Here is an 18,196-nt window from a genome sequence, read left to right as displayed (position 1 = left end):
ACGGCGCGCGGTCGTAGAGCGGCTGCAGGGCGGACAGGCTGGTGCCCATGCTGATGGCTTCCAGGGACGTGCCGAACGCATTGCGCGTGCCCAGCCCGGACGCCGCGAATGGCGCGCCCGTCTGCACGGAAAGTCGCAGGCTCTCGGGCGGGAAGCGCACGATGCTGCCATCGCTCAGGATGACGCCGTTGGCCTCGCCCCGCCGACCGGTAAGCACGGTCTCCACGCGGCCTTCCACCTGCTGGGGCTGCAGACGCTGGGCGCGCAGGTGTGGCGGCAGGACTCGGTCTTCGCCCACCGGCGGTGGCTGAACGTACACGGTGCGCCCGCTGCCGGTGTGGACGATGGCGTCGGCCCTGATCGTGCCTCGCGCTTGCGCCTGTCCGATGATGCGGACGGCGTCCCCCACCTTGACCGTGGCCGTGAGCGCATCGGCCATGTGCGGCGGAAACTTGGCGATGGTTCCGTCGCTCAGGCGCAGCCCGTCGACCTCACCGTAGGGATTGATGAGCATCCGCTGGACCTGGCCTTCCACCGCGTACTGGCCCATCAGGCCGGGGGCATCCAGCCGCTGAGGCGGTGCCGGTGGCAGATCGGGTGCCGGGCCGGGCGGCATGGCATGTGCGCTCAGACTGCACAGGCCGAATGCGAGCGCAGCAGACATGGCGATGAAATGCCTGGACATGGAGAAACTCCTTGGGTTGGGAAGAACACCCAACCTGTGGCGCAAGCACCATGCCTAAGCAGATTTCCCATGAAATCAATGAATTACATGCATCGGACGTCGTGCACCGTCCGCTCCAGTGACGCCAGGGTGTCACGGAATCGGACACCGGCTTCCGTGCGTCAGCTTCAGTCCAAGTCGAACTCGGCCAGCTTGCGGTAGAGCTGCTGGCGAGACAGCCCCAGGCGCCTTGCCGCCTCCGCGCGGTTGCCGGCCGTCGCTGCCAGAGCGCGCACGATCATTTCGCGTTCCACGCGGGCGACGGCCAGCTCCATAGGGCCGTCCCAGTCAATGTCCAGACCCGGGGCAGGCGCAGCTGGCGTCTGCAACCCGATGTGTTCGACATCGATGACGGTTCCATGGCTGAGGATGGCCGCGCGTTCCATGGCATTGCGCAGTTCGCGCACGTTGCCGGGCCAGGGGTGGGCCAGCAGCAGCCGGGCCGCCGCCGCGCTCAGCCGCTTGGGCGAGTCACCGCCCAGCAGGCGCAGAAAATGTTCGGCCAGCAGCAGCACGTCGCCCAGGCGCTCTCGCAGCGGCGGCAGCCACAGCGGCACCACCTGCAGGCGGTACCACAGGTCTTCCCGGAAGCGCCCCTCCTTGACCGCGGCGGGCAGGTCCCGGTGCGTGGCCGCGACGATGCGCACGTCCACGGGCTGGACGCGGTTGGCGCCGACGGGGGTGATCTCGCGTTCCTGCAGCACCCGCAGGATCTTCGCCTGCGTGGACAGCGGCATGTCGCCTATCTCATCGAGGAACAGGGTGCCGCCATCGGCCTCGCGAAAGCGCCCGATGCGCTCGCTGACGGCACCGGTGAACGCGCCTTTGACGTGACCGAACAGCTCGCTCTCCATCAGTTCGGCCGGAATCGCGGCGCAGTTCACCGCGACGAAGGGCCCGGCGGCTCTGCCGCTGTTGCGATGCAGGGCACGCGCGACCAACTCCTTGCCCGTGCCCGTTTCGCCGAGCACCAACACCGTGGCATCGCTGCCCGCGACCAGACCGATGCGCTTGAAGACCTGGCGCATGGCCTCGCTGCTGCTGACCAGTTCGGTGCCATCCACGGGCTCTCTTGCGGCAGGCGGCGCTCCGGCCGCCTGATCCCGATCCGGGGTATCGGCTTCTCGCCGCAAGGCCCGCTCGAGCGTTTCGACCAGGGCGGCCCTGGCCACGGGCTTGGTCAGATGGTCGAACGCGCCCAGGCGCATCGCCTCGATGGTGTTGCCGCCGCTCGCATAGGCGGTGAGCATGATGCAGGGCACCTGCGAGATGCGCGCCGCACGGCGCAGGAATGCCAGGCCATCCTCTCCCGGCAGCCGCAGGTCGACGATGGCGGCATCCACGTCCTCGGTGCGCAGCCTGTGCAGGCCCGCATCGGTGGCTTCGGCCTGCAGCACCGCATGCCCCAGGTCCTGCAGCATTTCTGCAAGGCTGCCGCGGAACGCGGCGTCATCGTCGACGATCAGGATGCGGGCCATGGCAGCTCCATCTCTATGCGCGTTCCCTTGGCCGACTCGGCGAGATAGGCCCGCCCACCATGGCCCTGCACGATCTCGCGCACCAGCGCCAGTCCCAGGCCGGTGCCTCCAGCGCGGGTGGTGGCGAAAGGCTCGAACAGCGTATCGCGCAAGTCGGCCGGAATGCCGGAACCATCATCCGCCACCCACAGCAGCAGTGCACCGCGGCGCATGCGGCGCGCACCGAGCTCGATCTGCCCGCTCTCTCCCGTGTGCGCCATTGCATTGAGCAGCAGGTTGTCGAAGACCCGCGCCATCTGCGCCGGGTCGAACAGCGCAACCCCCCTCGCGCTGGCGGCCAGTTCCGGCTCAACCGCCAGTGTGATTCGTACGCCATTTTTTTGCGCGGCTTCGGCGTGGGCATTGCGCCGCTCCTCCAGCCATCCCAGCAGGTCGACTGCTTGGCGCTCGGCGCGGAATGGTTGCGTCAACGCCAGCAGGCTCGACACCAGCGTTTCCAGGCGCGCCGTTTGCGACAGCACGGCTTCCAGTGCGCCAGCCACACGGGCTTCGCGCAGGTCCGCCGGCGCAACCATCGCGTTCTCCACCTTCATGCGCATCGTCCCCAAAGGGTTGCGGATCTCGTGCGCGAGCCCGGCGGAAACGCGCCCCAGCGTGGCCAGGCGTTCGGACTGGGCCAATTGCTCTCGCAGATGGACCGACTGGCGCTGCCAGCGTGAAATCATCCAGCCCAGCCATGCGCCAGAGACCACGACCAGCGCCAGCAGCAGGCTCACCGCGAGGATCAAGGTGTTGACCGTTTCCGCGGCCAACAGCGGTACGCGCAACAGGGTCCAGGCGATCAGGCGCCGGTCATCGGTCTGCACGGGGCAAGCGGCGAAAGCCACGGCTCCGCGCAACCCCGGCCGGACGTCGGTCACGAGGCCTGCGGAATCCTGCGCGCGCTGGGCCGTGGAGGCAATGCGTTCCAACTCGGCACTCGGTACATCGCGCTTGATTCCGGTGCCATCGTAGGTCGGGAAAGCGTAGGCCACCACGCCCGCGTCCGCGCGCCAGAAGCCGCCCTCCATGCCCGGCTGGTCGCGCAGCACCAGATCGAGCACCGCCTGTGCGGCTGCGGGTGCCATGGATTGGTGCCGATCGTCCGCGGACGGGAGATGCTGGCGAACGCGTGCCGCACCCGCTTGCAGCGCTTGGCAGCTGGTCGAGGCGAGTTGGCGCGCATGCGCAATCTGGGGGCCGGCGCCTTGGCGGCTGAGTATCAGCAGCAGCCACCCCAGCACGAGAGCGACCGCGGCAATGGCAAGCCACAGGATCAGTAGATCACGTCGAACGGATGGTTGCAGCGACAGGGCAGGTTTCCTTTGATGTGTGAGGCACAGATTGGTCAATCGGTGCGCGTTCCGATGGCAACCATCACCTTGCCAGAAGGACATTGCCGTGCAAGGAAACGGTCGGTTGGCCAGCCGTTTCATGACCAAGCGGCTGCACGGCGCTGCGCTTGCTTGTCGAGGTACTCAAGTGCCTCGCTTGCACAACCATCGCAAGGACTTCGTCAAGCGCGCTGAGGATGAAAAGAGACCGACGGCTGACTGAGTGACAATGCCGGCCATTTTAAACGATCAATCCATTTCAAGTACGTTGTTGCGGGCACAACCTGGTTAGGGAAGGTCGCCTCGTTGCCGTTGCGCCCACTGTTGACGTCGTTGGGTGTGCGCACTGGCATCCCCTCGCCGACCCGAACCATCTCCCTGTCGTTGCCTCCTGCGTCCAGGAGTTGACGACCAAGGATGAGTATCAGTGTCGCATCGACGACGCGAGAGTTTACGCCCACGGACGCTGGCCGGAGTTTTTGTTGCAACCAGGTCTCGATCACCGGCGGATGAGATCATCTTCGATGCCGAGGCAGGCATCGCTAACCGGATTCGCTGCGAGCCACCGGGCATCCGAGATTTGGGCTGGGGCCAATCTTAATCGCGCCAGTCATCTTTTTGGAATATGCTTCTTCGATAATTCGTATATTGGGAACCGAAGTGGCTGTATGTACCTGACTTTCGATCTAGGCACCATTATTCTTCTGCACAGTACCTCGTTGATTGCAGGCGCCGCAGCGATCTTGCATAGCCGCAGGCGTTCGTCCCGGCCCATGGGTTTAGGTCGTCTCGCCGTTGCGTTTATTGCTTTGGCAATCGGTGCAGCGCTGGCTGCGTTTGGGGAGCGAGCCGCCTTACCGTCTTGGCTGTGGACGCATTTGAGCCTTCTTTTGGGGATGGTCGCCTATCCGCTGCTCTGGGACGGCATGCGGCGCTTAAGTGGTCGCCGCCGGAGCCTTTACTGGATTCTCATACTGGTGCCCGTGGGATGGTTCGTCATTGGCATAGAGTCGGATTTCCCCCTTGTCAATGCTCAGCGGGCGAGCGTCTTTCACTTGACCGCGGTGATATCCCTGGCGGCTTCGGCAGTCGAGATATGGCTGGACCGACATAGAGAGCTACTGCCTGCGCGTCGCCCGTTGGCTGCGTGTCTCCTGGCGAGTGCGCTGATCTATGCTGTGCGCCTCGTTTGCATCGTTCTTGATATTCCATCGAAACTTGACTTTGCGACTGCTTTTTTTCTTCAGATTTTCTTCAACTTCTGGATTGCGCTGCTGGTTGTGACGCTCGTCAGGGAGCGGCGCGAGGCGGGTCTTCAGCTTGCGGCGGATACCGATGCGCTGACCGGCATCGGCAACCGCCGATGGTTCCTCGGGCGCCTTCCCGCAGCGCCGCTCGCAAACAGCGCTCTCGCGATCCTGGATGTGGACCGCTTCAAGCAGATCAACGACAGATTTGGACATCCCGTGGGGGACCACGTGCTGGCGTCGGTTGCTAGAGCTGTCCGAGATGGGCTGCGGGAGGGGGACGTCCTTGCGCGATACGGCGGCGAGGAGTTCGTGCTCTTTCTTCCAAACGTCGGCGAGCAAGATGCCAGAGCGGTCGCTGAACGGCTTCGCCATCGAATCGAAGCAATGTCCGTTGCGATCGACGGCGTGCGCATTGGCGTTACCGCGAGCATTGGTGTGGCCTGGAGCGACCGGAAGGGCGGGGCGTGGGATGCCTGGATACAGACAGCGGACAGTGCGTGTTATGCGGCGAAGGCCAGCGGGCGCAACCTTGTGAAGACGAGCGTCGTGTAAAACCCGCCACCACTTATCCATCGTTCCTGTAGGACGCCGCTTCGGCAGTCCGCTGGGGCGCTGCAGACCTCCGGCTTGCGACATGCAGATGGCGAACGAAGAGGAACAATGGGAGTGCCACCGACACACCGACGAGCAGCCCCAGCAGGCACAGCGGACCACTTCTGATTGCCAGGCGACGCGACTCTGACAGCGTAAAGACGATTGTGACGATCCCGGATACCAGTACATCCATCGCGAAGAACCTGCCAATGGCATTGGCGAAGAGTTCCGCCAGGAACAGGCGAACATCCAGGCCGTTCTCAAGCAGGAAGGGCATGAAGAAGTAAAGGGGTAGCGCGGCCCCAAGTACGGTCAGAATGAGATAGGCAGTTCGTGTTTCCATATCGTTTTCCTTTAGGCTGGTGTGCAGCAACGCTGGCCACGGAACAGGATCCGCTCGGGCAGGCTTCAGCCGGTTTGGGACCGCCAAACGCACGCATACCAACGCCATCGCTGTATTGGAGCGAAAGGGCCGTCCGGCCCGGACTACCGATGCGAGCCGATGGCATAGGCAAGCGCCGATCTGGTCACCCTAACCTACCTGCTCGCTCGGTGGGAGTCTTCGCCATCGTCTGGCTGGTTTGGAAAGATCGCTGCATGCGGCAACATCGATAGAGACGTGCAGATTCAGGCCCCCGTGGAATGTGGAAGCCCGATTCTAGCTAGTTCAATCGCTGTTGAGACCTCCCAATATTTGGAGTCAGAGCAAGGGTGAAGGCCCCTCGCCGGTCACAGGGAAACGGACAACGTCACGCTGACTATCGGCAAGCTTTCGGTCGTCGATATCTTTGACACGAATTCCTACGCGCACGAGCCGCGCTCGGACTTCCTGATATGGGGAGCTACGCGGATGCCGTCAGTCTGGCCAGGCAAAGCCTGCCGCACCGTTCTGTCACTGGTCCATGTACGCGACGATCAAGGCAAGCCGAGCGCCGTGGAGGTTGGCAGCTTCCTGTCACCAACGCCAAGGAGAGCCTCGAAGCCCTTGATACCGCTGTCGCCGCCTTTGCGTCGGGTACCGGACCGTGGTCAACCATGGCGGTCGAAACCGAGACCGCGCCAGGTTGCGGCTCTTTGCCGTCGCCCACCGGCGGTGGCGAGCGGTAGATGGGCGGTGTGCGTCCACCACCGGTCCGTGCCTTTCGTACGCTTCGCCCCGGCCGGAGCGGACTCCTGCGCCGGCGGCGCTCAGAGCTTGTCCATCAACAGGACCAGCCCCATCCCCTTGATGGCAACGCCCTTGCCGTGGCGGACTTCGCCCTCGAGATGCGCCAGGGTGCCTTTCATCTTCTCGCTCGGTGTCAGGGCCGATACGGTCCAGTGCATGCGCAGCGTGTCCCCAGCGCGGATGGCGGACAGGAAGGAGAAGGAGAAGTCGACGCCGACCATCGGCGTGATCTCTGAAAAGTGCGTCGCCACCATCGAGGTGAACAGGCTCATGATGTGCGGGCCGGCTGCAATGATCGAGCCGAACCGCGTCGTCCTGGCATAGTCCTCATCGTGGTGCAGAGGATTGAAGTCTTCGCAGAGTCCGGCGAACTTGGCAATGTCTTCGCGCGTCACCAACAGATCGCGGTGAAATGTATGCCCTGGGGCAATGACAGTGTTTCCGAATTGCACGGCAACCTCATCGAGAATGTAGTCTGAAACCAGCATCGTTGTTCTCCCCTACCTGAGCAGGCCGTCTGGGCTGTGCCAGATGCCGTCCTCGCGCCCGCCCCGCTCGCGTTCCCTGTCGCTTTCGTCGGCCCTGCTGACGATCCCAATCCCTCTTGCCACCAGGCGCCCCCGTGCGTCGAGGATGCCGGCCTCCGCGTATACCATGCCCCGCGTCCTGCGCGTCGCATGGCAGTCGACCGAGAAGGCGCCGAATCGCAGCGGCGCCAGGAAGTGGACCGAGAGGTCTACCGTTCCGCACTTTCGGCCCTTGAAGTGGACGATGCCGACGATGGACATCGCGCAGTCCATCAGCGCGGCGATCGTCGCGCCGTTGATGGCGCCGGTGCCGAGCCCGCCTTGATGGAACAGCGCGGGCCTGGCCACGGAGAGCCGCGCCCGGTAGGCATCGCGCAGGCAGACCGTTGCACCGAGGTGCTGGATGATGGCGCCTTCATTGAAGGTCCGCTGCCACTTTTCCCTTTCTGCCGGTACCGCCGGGAAGCGGATGGCGGGGCCGGGCGGCGGGCGCTCCTCGCCGCCGTCGTGGTCCGGGGCTTCGCCTAGGCCGCTACCGCGCTGTGCCGTGGCGCCCCCGCGGCAGCTGCTTGCGTTGGCCGCTGCAGCCTCGCGCCGTCCTTCTTGCTCCAGTGGAACGGGGTCCAGATGAACTGGCTCCAGTAGCTCTCTGCCACTTCGATCCATGTTTGCAAATTCTCCTTCGATTGCAGGCTCTTTTCCAGCGAGACCACCTGCCAGCTATAGACCGCCTGGCTGTCGCGACAGCCGTCGCAGTGCCCCGAGGTACAGCAGACCTCCAGCGTTTCGAGGTCCGGCTTGTAGGTATTGAAGAAGGGGAGCACCGCGTTCCCGTTGCGGACCCGCTCGCTGTTCGCAGCGTGGTCGCTGCTCACGCTCGGACAGGTCTGGCCCGAGAATTCGCCGCACCACGCCTTTCCGGTCAGCACGCCGGCGATATGCTCGGGATGGCTCAGGATGGTGTCCTGATAGCGCTGCTTCACTTCCATCACTTCATCCAGCAGCCGGCGCTGGTTAGCGGCCCGCAAGGGGTGGCTGGTGTTGTATTCGCTGTAGAAGTTGATGGTCACGCGGTTTCCGTTCTCGTGGATGCGCCGCACGGTCTCCCGCACATAGGGAACGCTGCGTTCAGTGACAGCGAACACGAACGTGGGCCGCGGGTCGTAGCGATAATTGCGCAAGGCCTGGTCGAACAGGCCCGTGAAGCGCCTGCCGCCGGGCTTGATGGCGCGCAGCTCGTCATCCAGCGGTCCGCCGCCGAACACGGAAACCAGCATGCCCACGTCGCGAAAGCGCTCGTCGTTAGGCAGCGCCTTGTATCCGTTGGTCGAGATGGTGACGTACCGCATCCGCTTCACGAAGGCCTCGATGCGATCGAGGAAGAGCGTCGGCTCGCCTCCGATCAGCAAGGCGGCATTGACGCGCTTTTTCCGCTGCGCCTCGATGAAGTCTTCCCACGCGGCGAGGCTCTTGGCTTCCGTCGAGGCCTTGTCATGGCCGAAGGCGAAGAACCAGCAGCCGTCGCAGCGGATATTGCAGGCATTGGTGAGGTGGTACTCCGAGATCCTGACGCCGCTGCCGAAGGCCCTGACGGCCTTGAACCGGTTTTCCAGCGCGGGGTCACCTTCCAGCAACGTCTCCAGGCGTTGCGCCAGCCATTGCTTGCGCTCCAGCCGGGCCGTGCGCGCCGCCGCGCCGCTCTTGTCCGCGGGATCCGCCGGCATCACAGATATCTCCGGTTGACCAGGTCGTCCGGCACGGCCAAGCCGAGCGACTGCAGGCGGGGCCGGGTCTTGCGGATGAAGCGGTCGCGCAGTTCCGCATTGGTGGTCTGGCGCAGCCCCCACTCCACGTAGAGGGGAGTGCGCACCGAATCGGTCTTGCCGCAGAGATCGAGCACGATGGGCCAGAAGCGGTTCAAGGCCTCCTGCGCCGCGGCGCGGCCCGCCGGCGCTTCACAAGCCTGCTTGACGATGCGATAGCCGTGCGCGACGTGGATGTGCTCGTCCTTGATGATCTGGTCGATGAATATCTTGGCGAACGGCTGGTAGCTGGACTCGGCGAACTCCAGCAGGTGGTCGAGCACCACCGCCTCCCCAAGGAAGGAGAAGATGCCGCGTTCCATCCAGGTCTCGACCCCGCGCACCAGCTCGTTCGGGTAGAGCGGGCGCTCCATCATGTCCTGCCCGAGCATATGGCTGGTGTCGATGCCCAGTTCCTGCAGCACGGCGGCGCCGAGCATGTAGTGGTTCATCTCCTCGGCGGCCCGCTCGCAGCAGACGAACTTCTCGAGCGCCGTCGGCGCAAGCGGGTAGAAGATGCGCGTGTAGTCATCGGCGCCGGTCAACTCTCCTTCAGTGTGGACCAGCATCAGATGCGTGGCAAGCGCCTGGTACTCGTTGGGCATCTGGTGGAAGGCCTCGGCCGATTGCACCGAGTGCCGCGCTGCACGGACCTTGATCGTCTCTGCTGTGCCTGTCATTGCCACCTCCTGTCTCCTAAGCTGGTGTATGGAGCGAATAGAATGCAGAAGCAGTCTAGATGAGACGCCGGATCAGGCAGATGTCATATCTTGCTGAAAGACTCAAATCTTGCGAATGATTTTTCCGCCGCGCCGGAAGGCGGCCGGGGTGATGCCGGTGGACTTGCGGAATTGCCTTGTAAACGTGTATTGACAGACGAAGCCCACTGCCAGCGCGATCTCCACCAGCGGCAGTTCTGAGAACGCCAGCAGGTGCTCGGCCCGCGCGATTTTTTTCGCCAGGACGTGCTGATAGGGCGTGCGTTGAGCCGCGGCCTTGAAGGCCCGGCTGAAGTGGAACACGCTGAGTCCCGCCACTTCGGCCAGGTCTTGCAGCGTAATCTGGGCGTCGATGTTCGCCTCGATATACTCGTCGACCCTGCGCAGGCGATGCGCCGCCAGGGTCTCGACCGGCAGGCGCGGGCGCGATGCGGGCAGCTGCCGGGAGACGAGATAGAGCGCAAGCGACTGGGCGGTGATGTCGGCGAAGAGCTGGCCGCAAGGATTGCCCCGCGCCAGTTCCTGGGCAATCTGGTGTCCCGTCGCCAGCAACAGGCTGTCGGCGCACAGCGCCGGCGCCGGCACGCCCTGGAAGCCGGGCATGCCCAGTTCCGCGCAGACTGAGTCGACGACCGAGCGGCCGACGGTGATCATGTACAGGCTGCCGAGCTTGTGAGGATAGCGGGTCTCGTGTGGGCAGCCATGCGGGACGAAGGCGGTGAACCCGTGCCGCTGCGTTTCCGGGTACCACCTGCCGTCCAGGCGGCGCTCGGCGCGCGTGCCGGGATCGAGCTTGACCATGAAGTAGTGGTTCTCGACAACATGCTCGACCGTCGAAAAGGCAGCCTCGCCGCTGCGCAGCTCGAAGGACAGCCCATCCCATCTGCTGTGCTCGCTCGACTGGAGCGCAGGCGCCCCGAACAATTGACGGACATCGGCGGCGTTAGCGTAGTCGAACACCGGCAGGTTCATCGATCGGCCCTCGCGGCAGTATTTCGATTGGCACAAGAATGCGCGGACTAGGGACATCGGCATATGCGTCGTCGGCATCGATATGCTGCGCCCAGGGCCATGCTGCCTTGTCCGCAGCGGTCGGCGGCGGCATGGTCAGCGAATTGTTCCATACAATTCATTTGCGTTCAAATGTCTTGTCGGCCGCCGCCTCGCTTTGGCGCGGCCTCCTGAGCGCTGGACTTCAAGGTGGATCGAAGGTGCCCGGAAGGCGCGCTCGCGATCGGCACCGCTGATCGCATCGAGCCAGGCTGGCCCTGGGCGAGGGGCGGTCACATCATCGGGTAAACCTCGAACGGCATTCGCATACAGGTGGCACAGCTTGCCCGGAGCTTCAATTCCCGGGTGTGTTCGCCGGTGGCTTGCCAGGGCAGCTTGGCGACGGCCACCAGTAAGGCGCGCACGGGCCTGATGGCGTCGATCAGCCGCTGCCTGATCGCAGACGACCGGCTCGGTGTGCGCTGAGTGCGCTTGGCGGCCACCAACTGGGCCAGATGCGAGCGCAGTTCGGCATCTGCTACGCTGCCGCGCCCTAAGCCAAGCGGATCAGCGCAACTACAATGAAAATTGGCGAGTGTCCTGAGTCCGGTCCCAGAGTTGCAAGGCGATATGCAGGCTGGCGATAAGCTCGCCGCATGCGGGCATCTGCCCGGCCGACCAACGGTGGAGGCGCTATGCAAGGAAGCAATGACAAGGTACGTGTTGCAATTTTTGCCATGGTGATTTCACTGCTTACCGCATGCGGTGGGGGTGGAGGCGGCTCGGGTGGCGCGGCCGCCCCATCGGGCGGCATTCACCTGCAAGTCGTCTCGTTCGGCGACAGTCTGTCGGACGTTGGGACTTTTGCGCCGATCGCTAGCGCAGTCGGCGGGGGGCGTTTCACGACCAATCCGGGGCAGGTGTGGACTCAGGACGTTGCGCAATACTACGGTGATACGCTCACCGCTGCGTTTACGATCGATGTCACTCATGCGTTGAGTGCGCAAGGCGGCCTCGGCTATGCGGAGGGCGGCGCCACGGTGGCAACGCCGGCAAACCTGTACGATTTTCTTACCGACGTGATCGGCAACGTCGAAATGCCCGTCAACCAGCAGGTTTCGAGCCATTTGGCCGCTCACGGGAGCTTCAACTCCAATCAACTGGTGCTGATCTTTGCTGGCTCGAACGACGTGCTTCGCGCCGGGGCGCTGCCGGCCGCGGCACAGACCGTGCAGACAGCGGCAACCACCCTGGCTCAAGTTGTCGCACAGATCGTCCAGAACGGCGCCACGCATGTCGTGGTGGTCAATGTTCCAAATATCGGACTATCGCCCAAAGGCTTCGCCTCGCCCGACGGCGGGGCAAACCTGACTCAGCTATCGCAAATGTTCAACGATAGCTTGAACGCTGCCTTGCAGGCCGATGGCCTGCAAGGCAAGGTCATCCAGATCGATTCTTTTACATGGGAGAACCAGATCATCGCGAACTTTCAGGCCAATGGCTTCGTCGTGTCAAACACCGGCGTCGCCTGCAACCCTGTGAAGACGCCCAAGGACACGGCCTTGCTGTGCTCACCGGCTACCTACGTGACGGCCAATGCCGACCAGACATACATGTTCGCCGACGACCTTCATCCGACGACGCGTCTGCATGCACTGTTCGCCCAGTTCGTGGAGCAGCAGATCGCACGGAGCGGTCTTGGTCACTGAACCTGGGAACAGGATGACTCACCAACAGAATCGTCGGGTTCTCACACGTTCGGTCCGACCTCGTCTTGCTATCGCGTCGAGCATGGCGAACGGGTCACGCTGACCGGCGCGAACAGTTCAGGAAGACCAGATGCTGGATGATCCCAAAGGTGCGGCTCGCTATTGCCTGGTCGCGCCCCTGTCTGATCTGTTCGGTCGCCTTCCGCCGTGTGTACACGTCCATGGGCTGCAGCTTGCCGTTGCCAGCCACCAGCTTCTACGAGCCGAACCTGAAAAGTAAACTCGTAAGGCTCCGGTCTCATTGCGGCCGCATCAAGGTGTCTGCAACGTGCCATCCGCCAACCGCGTTTGCGTCCATGTCGTGACGTTGTGTTCGCAGGGATACCTGGCGGCCTCGACCTCGTCGAGATCGACACCCAGGCCCGGCTTGTCGTTTGCATACACGTAGCCCCGGCGGAGTTCCGGCAGTCCCGGGAACACATCGAGCAGCGCCTCCTTCGGTCCTTTGATCTCCTGAATGACGAAGTTCGGCGGCTCCGTCCCCGACCATTCCTGCACGCCGAAGTTGCGTGCGGCCAGGTCGATATGGATGTTCGCCGCATGCGCCAAGGGCGACATGTCGCCAGGGCCGTGCCAGGCGGTACGCACGCCGTACTGCTCGGCGAAGAGCTGCAGCTTCACAGCGTCTTCATATAGAACGCCGTCAGCTTGCCCAGCGCGGCATCCACGTACTTGGGAACCCAGTAGGTCTCGATGTGCGTGGCGCCGTCGATCTTGAACAGTTCCTTGTCCTGCGTGCCGGTGGCCTTGGCGAAGGCATCTTCGGTCATGTACAGGCTGTCGGCCTTGCTGCCCGCGATCATCAGCAACGGCTGGCTGATCAGGGCGATCTGGTCGGTGGCATCCCAGCGCATCAGGTCGAGCAAGCTGCTCACCGTGTAGGCGCCGCCGGAGCCGGGGTAGGCGCCGGAGTTGGGATGGCCATGGGTGCGTTCGTAGTAGGCGGTTCCCTCGCGGTACATCTCGAACGGCATCGCGGCGATTTGCGCATCTGTCGCTGCGGCGCCGCCTCCGATATAGAGGACTTTACCGCCTGCCGCTTCCTGCGCGCGGGCCGCCGACGCCTGCTGCAGGCGCTGCTGGATGGTGGCCAGTTGCGCATCCGCGAAGCCATTGCGGCGAACGCGTCCCGAGTTGAACATGCTCAGCGTCGCAACCGATTTGAAACGCTTATCGGTTTTCGCTGCCGCCAGCGAGTATCCGCCGCCCCCGCAGACGCCCAGCAGGCCCAGGCGCTCGGCATCGACACCCGCGTAGCGGGTGATGAAGTCCGCCGCGCCGTGGATGTCCTCGGTGCGGTAAGCGGGCTTGTCCGTGTTGCGCGGTTCGCCGCCGCTTCCGCCCTGGTACGCCGCGTCCATCGCGATCGTGATGTAGCCCTGTTCGGCCAGGCGCTGGGCGTACAGGCCCGCGACCTGTTCCTTCACTCCGCCGTTCGGATGCGCCACGACGATGGCGGGATAGGTCTTTTTCGGGTCGTAGTTCGCGGGGGTGTAGACGTTAGCGGCAATGTCCAGGCCGCCCAGCTTGTACTTGACCGGGTGGATATGGACCTTGCCCGGCTCGTTTTTGGTGATGGCGCCTTGGTAGGTCAAGGTGAACGGGTTCTTCCGGTAGTCGTCCGCCAGGGCCTCGCCACCAGCGGCGCCAACGATGGCGGCCATGAGGGTGGCTTTCAGTACGATGCGCTTCATGTAAATACTCCTTGGGGTGAATTGCGTCAGTCCAGCTCGGCCGAGATGAAGGCGTAGGCATGGTCGCCTCGGTAGGTCTGTCCGTCTGGAGCCATGGGCTTGCGCGCATCGAACGTGCCCGGCGCGGTGGTCATGGTGCCGCCGGCGGCGAAACTGACCTGCTCCTGAATCATGGGGGGGCTGTTTGCATGGCCAGGGCCACCGGGGCTGGTGGCGCAGGCGGAAAGTAGAGCAGTCATGACGAGAGCCGGCAGCGTTCCTGCGGGGGTCATGGCCGGCCTCCGGAGGCAGCAGCCAGCGCCTGCGCCAGCGCATCGCCGGCACGCCTGGCAGCACCTGCATCGCCGCGTTCGGCCAATACCTGGGTCAACTGGCTCAGTTGCGCGGCCGTGAGGCCCACGCGCAGGCTGGCGCGCATGTGCGAGCGCAATTGCGCCTCCACGCCCGGCACCGCAGCCAGCGCCCCGACCGTGGCCAGCTCGCGGCTTTGCCAGTCGAGATTGTCGCGCTCGAAGATGTCGCCGAACAGATGCGCCTGCAGGAACTGGTTGATGACCGGGGCGAAGTCCGTCACGGCGTTCTTGACCGGCGCACCGGAAATAGTCGTCTGGTTGGCCTTGCCCACCGCGAGCAACTCGTCGCCGGTGGGAATGGTGCGGCTGGGCTCGCGCCCCGGCGCGTCCTGGATGCCGCACTGCTTGCGCGCCGCCACCACTTTCAAAAGCTCGCCCAGCGCGTTGAGGCTTTTCGGGAAGCCAACGTAGGCATAGAGCTGCACCAGTGCTTCGCGCGCCTCGCTGACCGTGAGGCCCGCGTCCAGCCCCTGGTTCAGGGCGGCGCCCAGCCTGGGCATGTCGCTGGCGGCCATGAAGGAGGCGATCAGCGGAATGGCCTGCTGCTTGGCCGAAAGCGTTTCCGAAGGGGCCTGGGCGTGCGCCATGGGTGGCGGCTCCGCGATGCTCTGTGAGGCGCAGCCGGTCACGGCCACGCCAAGAGCCAGGGCGATCGCGGTGGCACCGCGCTTAGCGTGCGTTGTATTGCTCATCGCTCACCAGTTCCTTCCAGTCCGCGCTCTTGCCGCCCTGCACGTAGGCGATGGCCAGGTGGCGCATGCCGTTGGTTTGCGCCGCGCCGTGCCAGTGCTTGACGCCGGCCTCGATCCAGACCACGTCGCCCGTCTTGATCTCCCGCCTGGGTTGGCCGTCTTCCTGCACCCAGCCCTTGCCGTCGGTGACGATGAGCAACTGGCCGACCGGGTGGGTGTGCCATGCGGTGCGTGCGCCGGGCGCGAAATCGACCATGCCCACGCTGCCGTGCTTGCCGCTGCCGCCCGCCGACTTGATGTCCACCGCCACGTGGCCGTTGAAGTTCTGCGCCGCGCCCAAGGTGGTGGGGAGGGTGCCCGCGGGGGTAATCTGGATGCCCTGGGCCTGCACGGCAGTGGCGCTCATTAGCAGGGATGTGCCTGCGGCGACAAGGTTCTTTCTCATGGGATTCCTTCCTGTGATCTGTACAGACCCAATTGCCGCATGAACATGCGGATGGCCTGCGCCCAATCTGTGTCAGTGAAGGAAATCGTAGAGGGCTGGACTGTTTTGATTAAGTCCCGAATCCCGCATGCGGTTTTGAGTTGAATTCAGCAATGCGAGCAACCGGTGCCTGGATGCGGCCTACGAAGCCGAGCGGCGCTTCGTTTTCGCCGTCTTGCGCGGAGGCTCGCGATGCCGCAATGCCTCGACGATGACGGCCAGGGCCCCCGACGATTGCCGGCGGCTCGGATAGTACAGGTGGTAGCCGGTATAGGGCTGGCACCAATCGTCCAGCACACGGACCAGCCGCCCCTCGGCGATGTGCTCGGCTACCGCATCATCGGGCAGGAATGCCAGGCCTTGCCCTGCCAGCGCTGCGCGCACGATGGGCGAGATGCCGTTGTAGATCCACTGCCCGGTCACGCGCACCTTGAGTTCGCGCTTGCCCTTGCGGAAGTCCCAGGCCATGAGCCCGCCGTGGGTGGGTAGCCGCAGGTTGATGCAGTTGTGCTCGGCCAGGTCGTGGGGTTTCATTGGCTTCGTTTTGCCTGCGAAGTAGGCGGGTGAGCCCACTACTGCGATGCGCATGTCGGGGCTGATGCGCACCGCGATCATGTCCTTGGCGATCTCGTCGCCCAGGCGCACGCCCGCGTCGTAGCGTTCGGAGACGATGTCCGTGCGATTGTAGTCCACCGTCACCTCCACGGTGATATCGGGATAGTCCGGCAGAACCTGGGATAGCTTGGGCCATATCAGGTAAGTGGCAGGAAACTCCGCCGCCGTGATGCGGACCAGCCCCGATGGTTTCTTGCGCAACTCGCTTACTGCCGCCAGCTCGGCATCGATGTCTTCGAAGTGCGGTGCAACACTGGCCAGAAGCCGCTCGCCTGCTTCTGTCACGGATACGCTGCGCGTGGTCCGTGCCAGGAGGCGGACGTCCAAGCGTGCTTCGAGCGCGCGAATGGCATGGCTGAGCGCGGATGGAGACACGCCCATTTGCGCAGCCGCTCGCGTGAAGCTGCCTTGCTGTGCCACCTGGATGAACGCAAGCAGGTCGTTGTAGCTATCGCGCGGCATTACTGAATCCAATTCACAAGTTCTTGCTGAATTTAGCATCTAATCAGATGCCTGGATAGTGACTACACTCATAGCTGCCCATAGCGGACCGTGCTTATGAGCTGCTCGCGAGCGACTGGCATTGGAAGAAGTCGCCAACATGAACCAAGCGACTCTTCGCTCTGTTTCCAGCACTGATCGCCCGGACATTCGCTGGCGCCAAGTCTGGCAACTCCTCTGTTGGGTCGAGGTATGACATCCATGCAGCAACCCAAACCAGAACGCAGCGAAGCGCACACGATTGATCACGACTCGACTCGACGTGCAGCGAAGACGGCACTCGCCGCACTTCCTGTCAGCGGCGACATGCGACGCCAGTGCGCCAAGACGCTCCTCGCATATTTCCCCCGATCGGGGAATACGCGCGTCGTTGCCGGACTGATCCGCCGCGCACGGCGCACCGATCTGTTCGAGATCGTGCCGGCGGCGGCTTACCCCGAAGACTACCTGGAGACAGTGGAGCAGGCGCGCAAGGAGCGCAAAACCGGGTATGCACCCGCCCTGCAATCCAGGGTAGCCGACATAGCCGATTAGGTGACGAACTGGCTCAATGGCATCACCGCCAGATGAGGCGCGCCCCCCCTCCCCTTGCCTTGAATAGGAACACACCATGCAACAAGTCACACTGAACAACGGCGTCGTGATGCCGATCCTCGGCTACGGCGTTTTTCAGATCCCCGATCCCCAGGAGTGCGAGCGCTGCGTTGCCGAAGCCATCGGCAACGGCTACCGGCTGATCGACACCGCGGCTTCTTACCTCAACGAGGAAGCGGTTGGCAGGGGCATCAAGAATGCCAGCGTGCCGCGCACCGATCTCTTCGTGACCACGAAGTTGTGGGTGCAAGACACCGGGTACGAACGGACTCAGCAAGCTATCGACAAATCACTGCGCCGTTTGCAACTGGACTATCTCGACCTCTATCTCATCCACCAGCCTTTCGGCGACGTGCATGGGTCGTGGCGAGCGATGGGGGACGCCCTGAAGGCGGGCAAGGTGCGGGCCATCGGCGTCAGCAACTTCCACCCCGACAGGCTGATGGACATCATCGGCTTCAATGACGTCGTTCCGGCTGTGAACCAGGTGGAGGTCAACCCCTTCCACCAGCAGGAAGAAAGCGTGGCCTTCATGCGCGAGAACGGCGTGCAGGCAGAGGCCTGGGCTCCCTTTGCCGAGGGCCGCAACAACCTGTTCCAGAACGAAGTGCTGGCGGACATCGGCCACAAGCACGGCCGATCGGTCGGCCAGGTCGCACTGCGCTGGGTGGTGCAGCGGGGCATCGTGGCGCTCGCCAAGTCGGTGCGCAAGGAACGGATGGAGGAGAACCTGAAGGTTTTCGACTTTGCCTTAGACGACTCCGACATGGCACGCATCGCACAGCTTGAAACTGGCAAAAGCAGCTTCTTCTCACACCGTGACCCGGCCATGGTCAAGTGGATGAGTGAGCGTCAGCTCGACATTTGAT

At 63.8% G+C, this 18,196-nt stretch carries 19 protein-coding genes; 4 read left to right on the top strand and 15 right to left on the bottom strand.

All coding sequences use genetic code 11. The annotated features are described in order from the left end of the window. The 3 genes from P3W85_RS20885 to P3W85_RS20875 all read right to left on the bottom strand — a co-directional run. A partial coding sequence (locus tag P3W85_RS20885) for a hypothetical protein (RefSeq protein ID WP_276266189.1) occupies window positions 1-685 on the bottom strand: 685 nt, incomplete at its 3' end. Between the two features lie 167 nt (window positions 686-852). Beyond that, window positions 853-2,202, bottom strand: coding sequence for a sigma-54-dependent transcriptional regulator (locus P3W85_RS20880; RefSeq protein WP_276266188.1), 1,350 nt, complete (start codon window positions 2,200-2,202; stop codon window positions 853-855). Continuing rightward, window positions 2,187-3,329 carry a sensor histidine kinase gene (locus P3W85_RS20875; RefSeq protein WP_276266187.1) on the bottom strand — a complete coding sequence of 381 codons (1,143 nt, stop codon included), beginning with the start codon at window positions 3,327-3,329 and terminating at the stop codon, window positions 2,187-2,189. Before P3W85_RS20875 ends, P3W85_RS20880 begins: the two co-directional genes overlap by 16 nt. A gap of 914 nt (window positions 3,330-4,243) precedes the next feature. On the opposite strand from P3W85_RS20875, the gene P3W85_RS20870 reads away from it, so the two are divergent. Beyond that, window positions 4,244-5,377, top strand: a complete 1,134-nt coding sequence (locus tag P3W85_RS20870; RefSeq protein WP_276266186.1) for a GGDEF domain-containing protein — start codon at window positions 4,244-4,246, stop codon at window positions 5,375-5,377. Between the two features lie 13 nt (window positions 5,378-5,390). On the opposite strand, the gene P3W85_RS20865 is transcribed toward P3W85_RS20870, so the two are convergent. The 6 genes from P3W85_RS20865 to P3W85_RS20840 form a co-directional block, all read right to left on the bottom strand. After that, complete coding sequence (locus P3W85_RS20865; protein WP_276266185.1) at window positions 5,391-5,762, bottom strand: DUF2834 domain-containing protein; 372 nt, start codon at window positions 5,760-5,762, stop codon at window positions 5,391-5,393. Between the two features lie 845 nt (window positions 5,763-6,607). After that, window positions 6,608-7,075 (bottom strand): MaoC family dehydratase, encoded by a 468-nt coding sequence (locus tag P3W85_RS20860; protein WP_017230134.1) that lies wholly within the window; start codon window positions 7,073-7,075, stop codon window positions 6,608-6,610. A gap of 12 nt (window positions 7,076-7,087) precedes the next feature. Then, window positions 7,088-7,462, bottom strand: coding sequence for a PaaI family thioesterase (locus P3W85_RS20855; protein WP_017230135.1), 375 nt, complete (start codon window positions 7,460-7,462; stop codon window positions 7,088-7,090). A 176-nt stretch (window positions 7,463-7,638) separates the two neighbouring features. After that, complete coding sequence (locus tag P3W85_RS20850; protein WP_276266184.1) at window positions 7,639-8,838, bottom strand: radical SAM protein; 1,200 nt, start codon at window positions 8,836-8,838, stop codon at window positions 7,639-7,641. Then, window positions 8,838-9,596, bottom strand: a complete 759-nt coding sequence (locus P3W85_RS20845; protein ID WP_017230138.1) for a Phenylacetic acid catabolic protein — start codon at window positions 9,594-9,596, stop codon at window positions 8,838-8,840. The genes P3W85_RS20850 and P3W85_RS20845 overlap by 1 nt, the downstream gene beginning before the upstream one ends. A gap of 102 nt (window positions 9,597-9,698) precedes the next feature. Beyond that, the gene (locus P3W85_RS20840; RefSeq protein ID WP_017230139.1) at window positions 9,699-10,607 is read right to left on the bottom strand and encodes a helix-turn-helix domain-containing protein; all 909 of its coding nucleotides are present in this window, start codon (window positions 10,605-10,607) and stop codon (window positions 9,699-9,701) included. A gap of 713 nt (window positions 10,608-11,320) precedes the next feature. Between P3W85_RS20840 and P3W85_RS20835 the strand changes: the two genes are divergently transcribed. Then, complete coding sequence (locus P3W85_RS20835) at window positions 11,321-12,334, top strand: SGNH/GDSL hydrolase family protein (RefSeq protein ID WP_276266183.1); 1,014 nt, start codon at window positions 11,321-11,323, stop codon at window positions 12,332-12,334. A 312-nt stretch (window positions 12,335-12,646) separates the two neighbouring features. On the opposite strand, the gene P3W85_RS20830 is transcribed toward P3W85_RS20835, so the two are convergent. From P3W85_RS20830 to P3W85_RS20805, 6 genes are all read right to left on the bottom strand, one after another. Then, the gene (locus P3W85_RS20830) at window positions 12,647-13,015 is read right to left on the bottom strand and encodes an enolase C-terminal domain-like protein (protein ID WP_276266182.1); all 369 of its coding nucleotides are present in this window, start codon (window positions 13,013-13,015) and stop codon (window positions 12,647-12,649) included. Further along, window positions 13,012-14,058: an alpha/beta hydrolase gene (locus P3W85_RS20825; protein WP_276266191.1), complete on the bottom strand. Its 1,047-nt coding sequence runs from the start codon at window positions 14,056-14,058 to the stop codon at window positions 13,012-13,014. Before P3W85_RS20825 ends, P3W85_RS20830 begins: the two co-directional genes overlap by 4 nt. A gap of 56 nt (window positions 14,059-14,114) precedes the next feature. Then, the gene (locus tag P3W85_RS20820; RefSeq protein ID WP_276266181.1) at window positions 14,115-14,261 is read right to left on the bottom strand and encodes a hypothetical protein; all 147 of its coding nucleotides are present in this window, start codon (window positions 14,259-14,261) and stop codon (window positions 14,115-14,117) included. 95 nt (window positions 14,262-14,356) lie between these two features. Then, window positions 14,357-15,133, bottom strand: a complete 777-nt coding sequence (locus P3W85_RS20815; RefSeq protein ID WP_276266180.1) for a carboxymuconolactone decarboxylase family protein — start codon at window positions 15,131-15,133, stop codon at window positions 14,357-14,359. After that, entirely contained in the window at window positions 15,111-15,578 is a 468-nt protein-coding gene (locus tag P3W85_RS20810; RefSeq protein ID WP_276266179.1) for a (R)-mandelonitrile lyase, read from the bottom strand. The genes P3W85_RS20815 and P3W85_RS20810 overlap by 23 nt, the downstream gene beginning before the upstream one ends. A 180-nt stretch (window positions 15,579-15,758) precedes the next feature. Continuing rightward, the gene (locus tag P3W85_RS20805; RefSeq protein ID WP_276266178.1) at window positions 15,759-16,694 is read right to left on the bottom strand and encodes a LysR family transcriptional regulator; all 936 of its coding nucleotides are present in this window, start codon (window positions 16,692-16,694) and stop codon (window positions 15,759-15,761) included. 240 nt (window positions 16,695-16,934) lie between these two features. Here P3W85_RS20805 and P3W85_RS20800 point away from each other — a divergent pair, with 240 nt between their 5' ends. Continuing rightward, on the top strand, window positions 16,935-17,267 hold the full coding sequence (locus P3W85_RS20800; RefSeq protein WP_276266177.1) for a hypothetical protein: 333 nt from the start codon (window positions 16,935-16,937) through the stop codon (window positions 17,265-17,267). Between the two features lie 76 nt (window positions 17,268-17,343). Continuing rightward, entirely contained in the window at window positions 17,344-18,195 is an 852-nt protein-coding gene (locus P3W85_RS20795; protein ID WP_276266176.1) for an aldo/keto reductase, read from the top strand. The last annotated feature ends 1 nt before the right edge of the window (window position 18,196 follow it).

The sequence above is a fragment of the Cupriavidus basilensis genome, assembly GCF_029335485.1.
Taxonomy (GTDB): Bacteria; Pseudomonadota; Gammaproteobacteria; order Burkholderiales; family Burkholderiaceae; genus Cupriavidus; species Cupriavidus basilensis_E.
The sequence above is the reverse complement of the archived record's forward strand: the minus strand, read 5'-3'. Positions and strand labels throughout refer to the sequence as shown.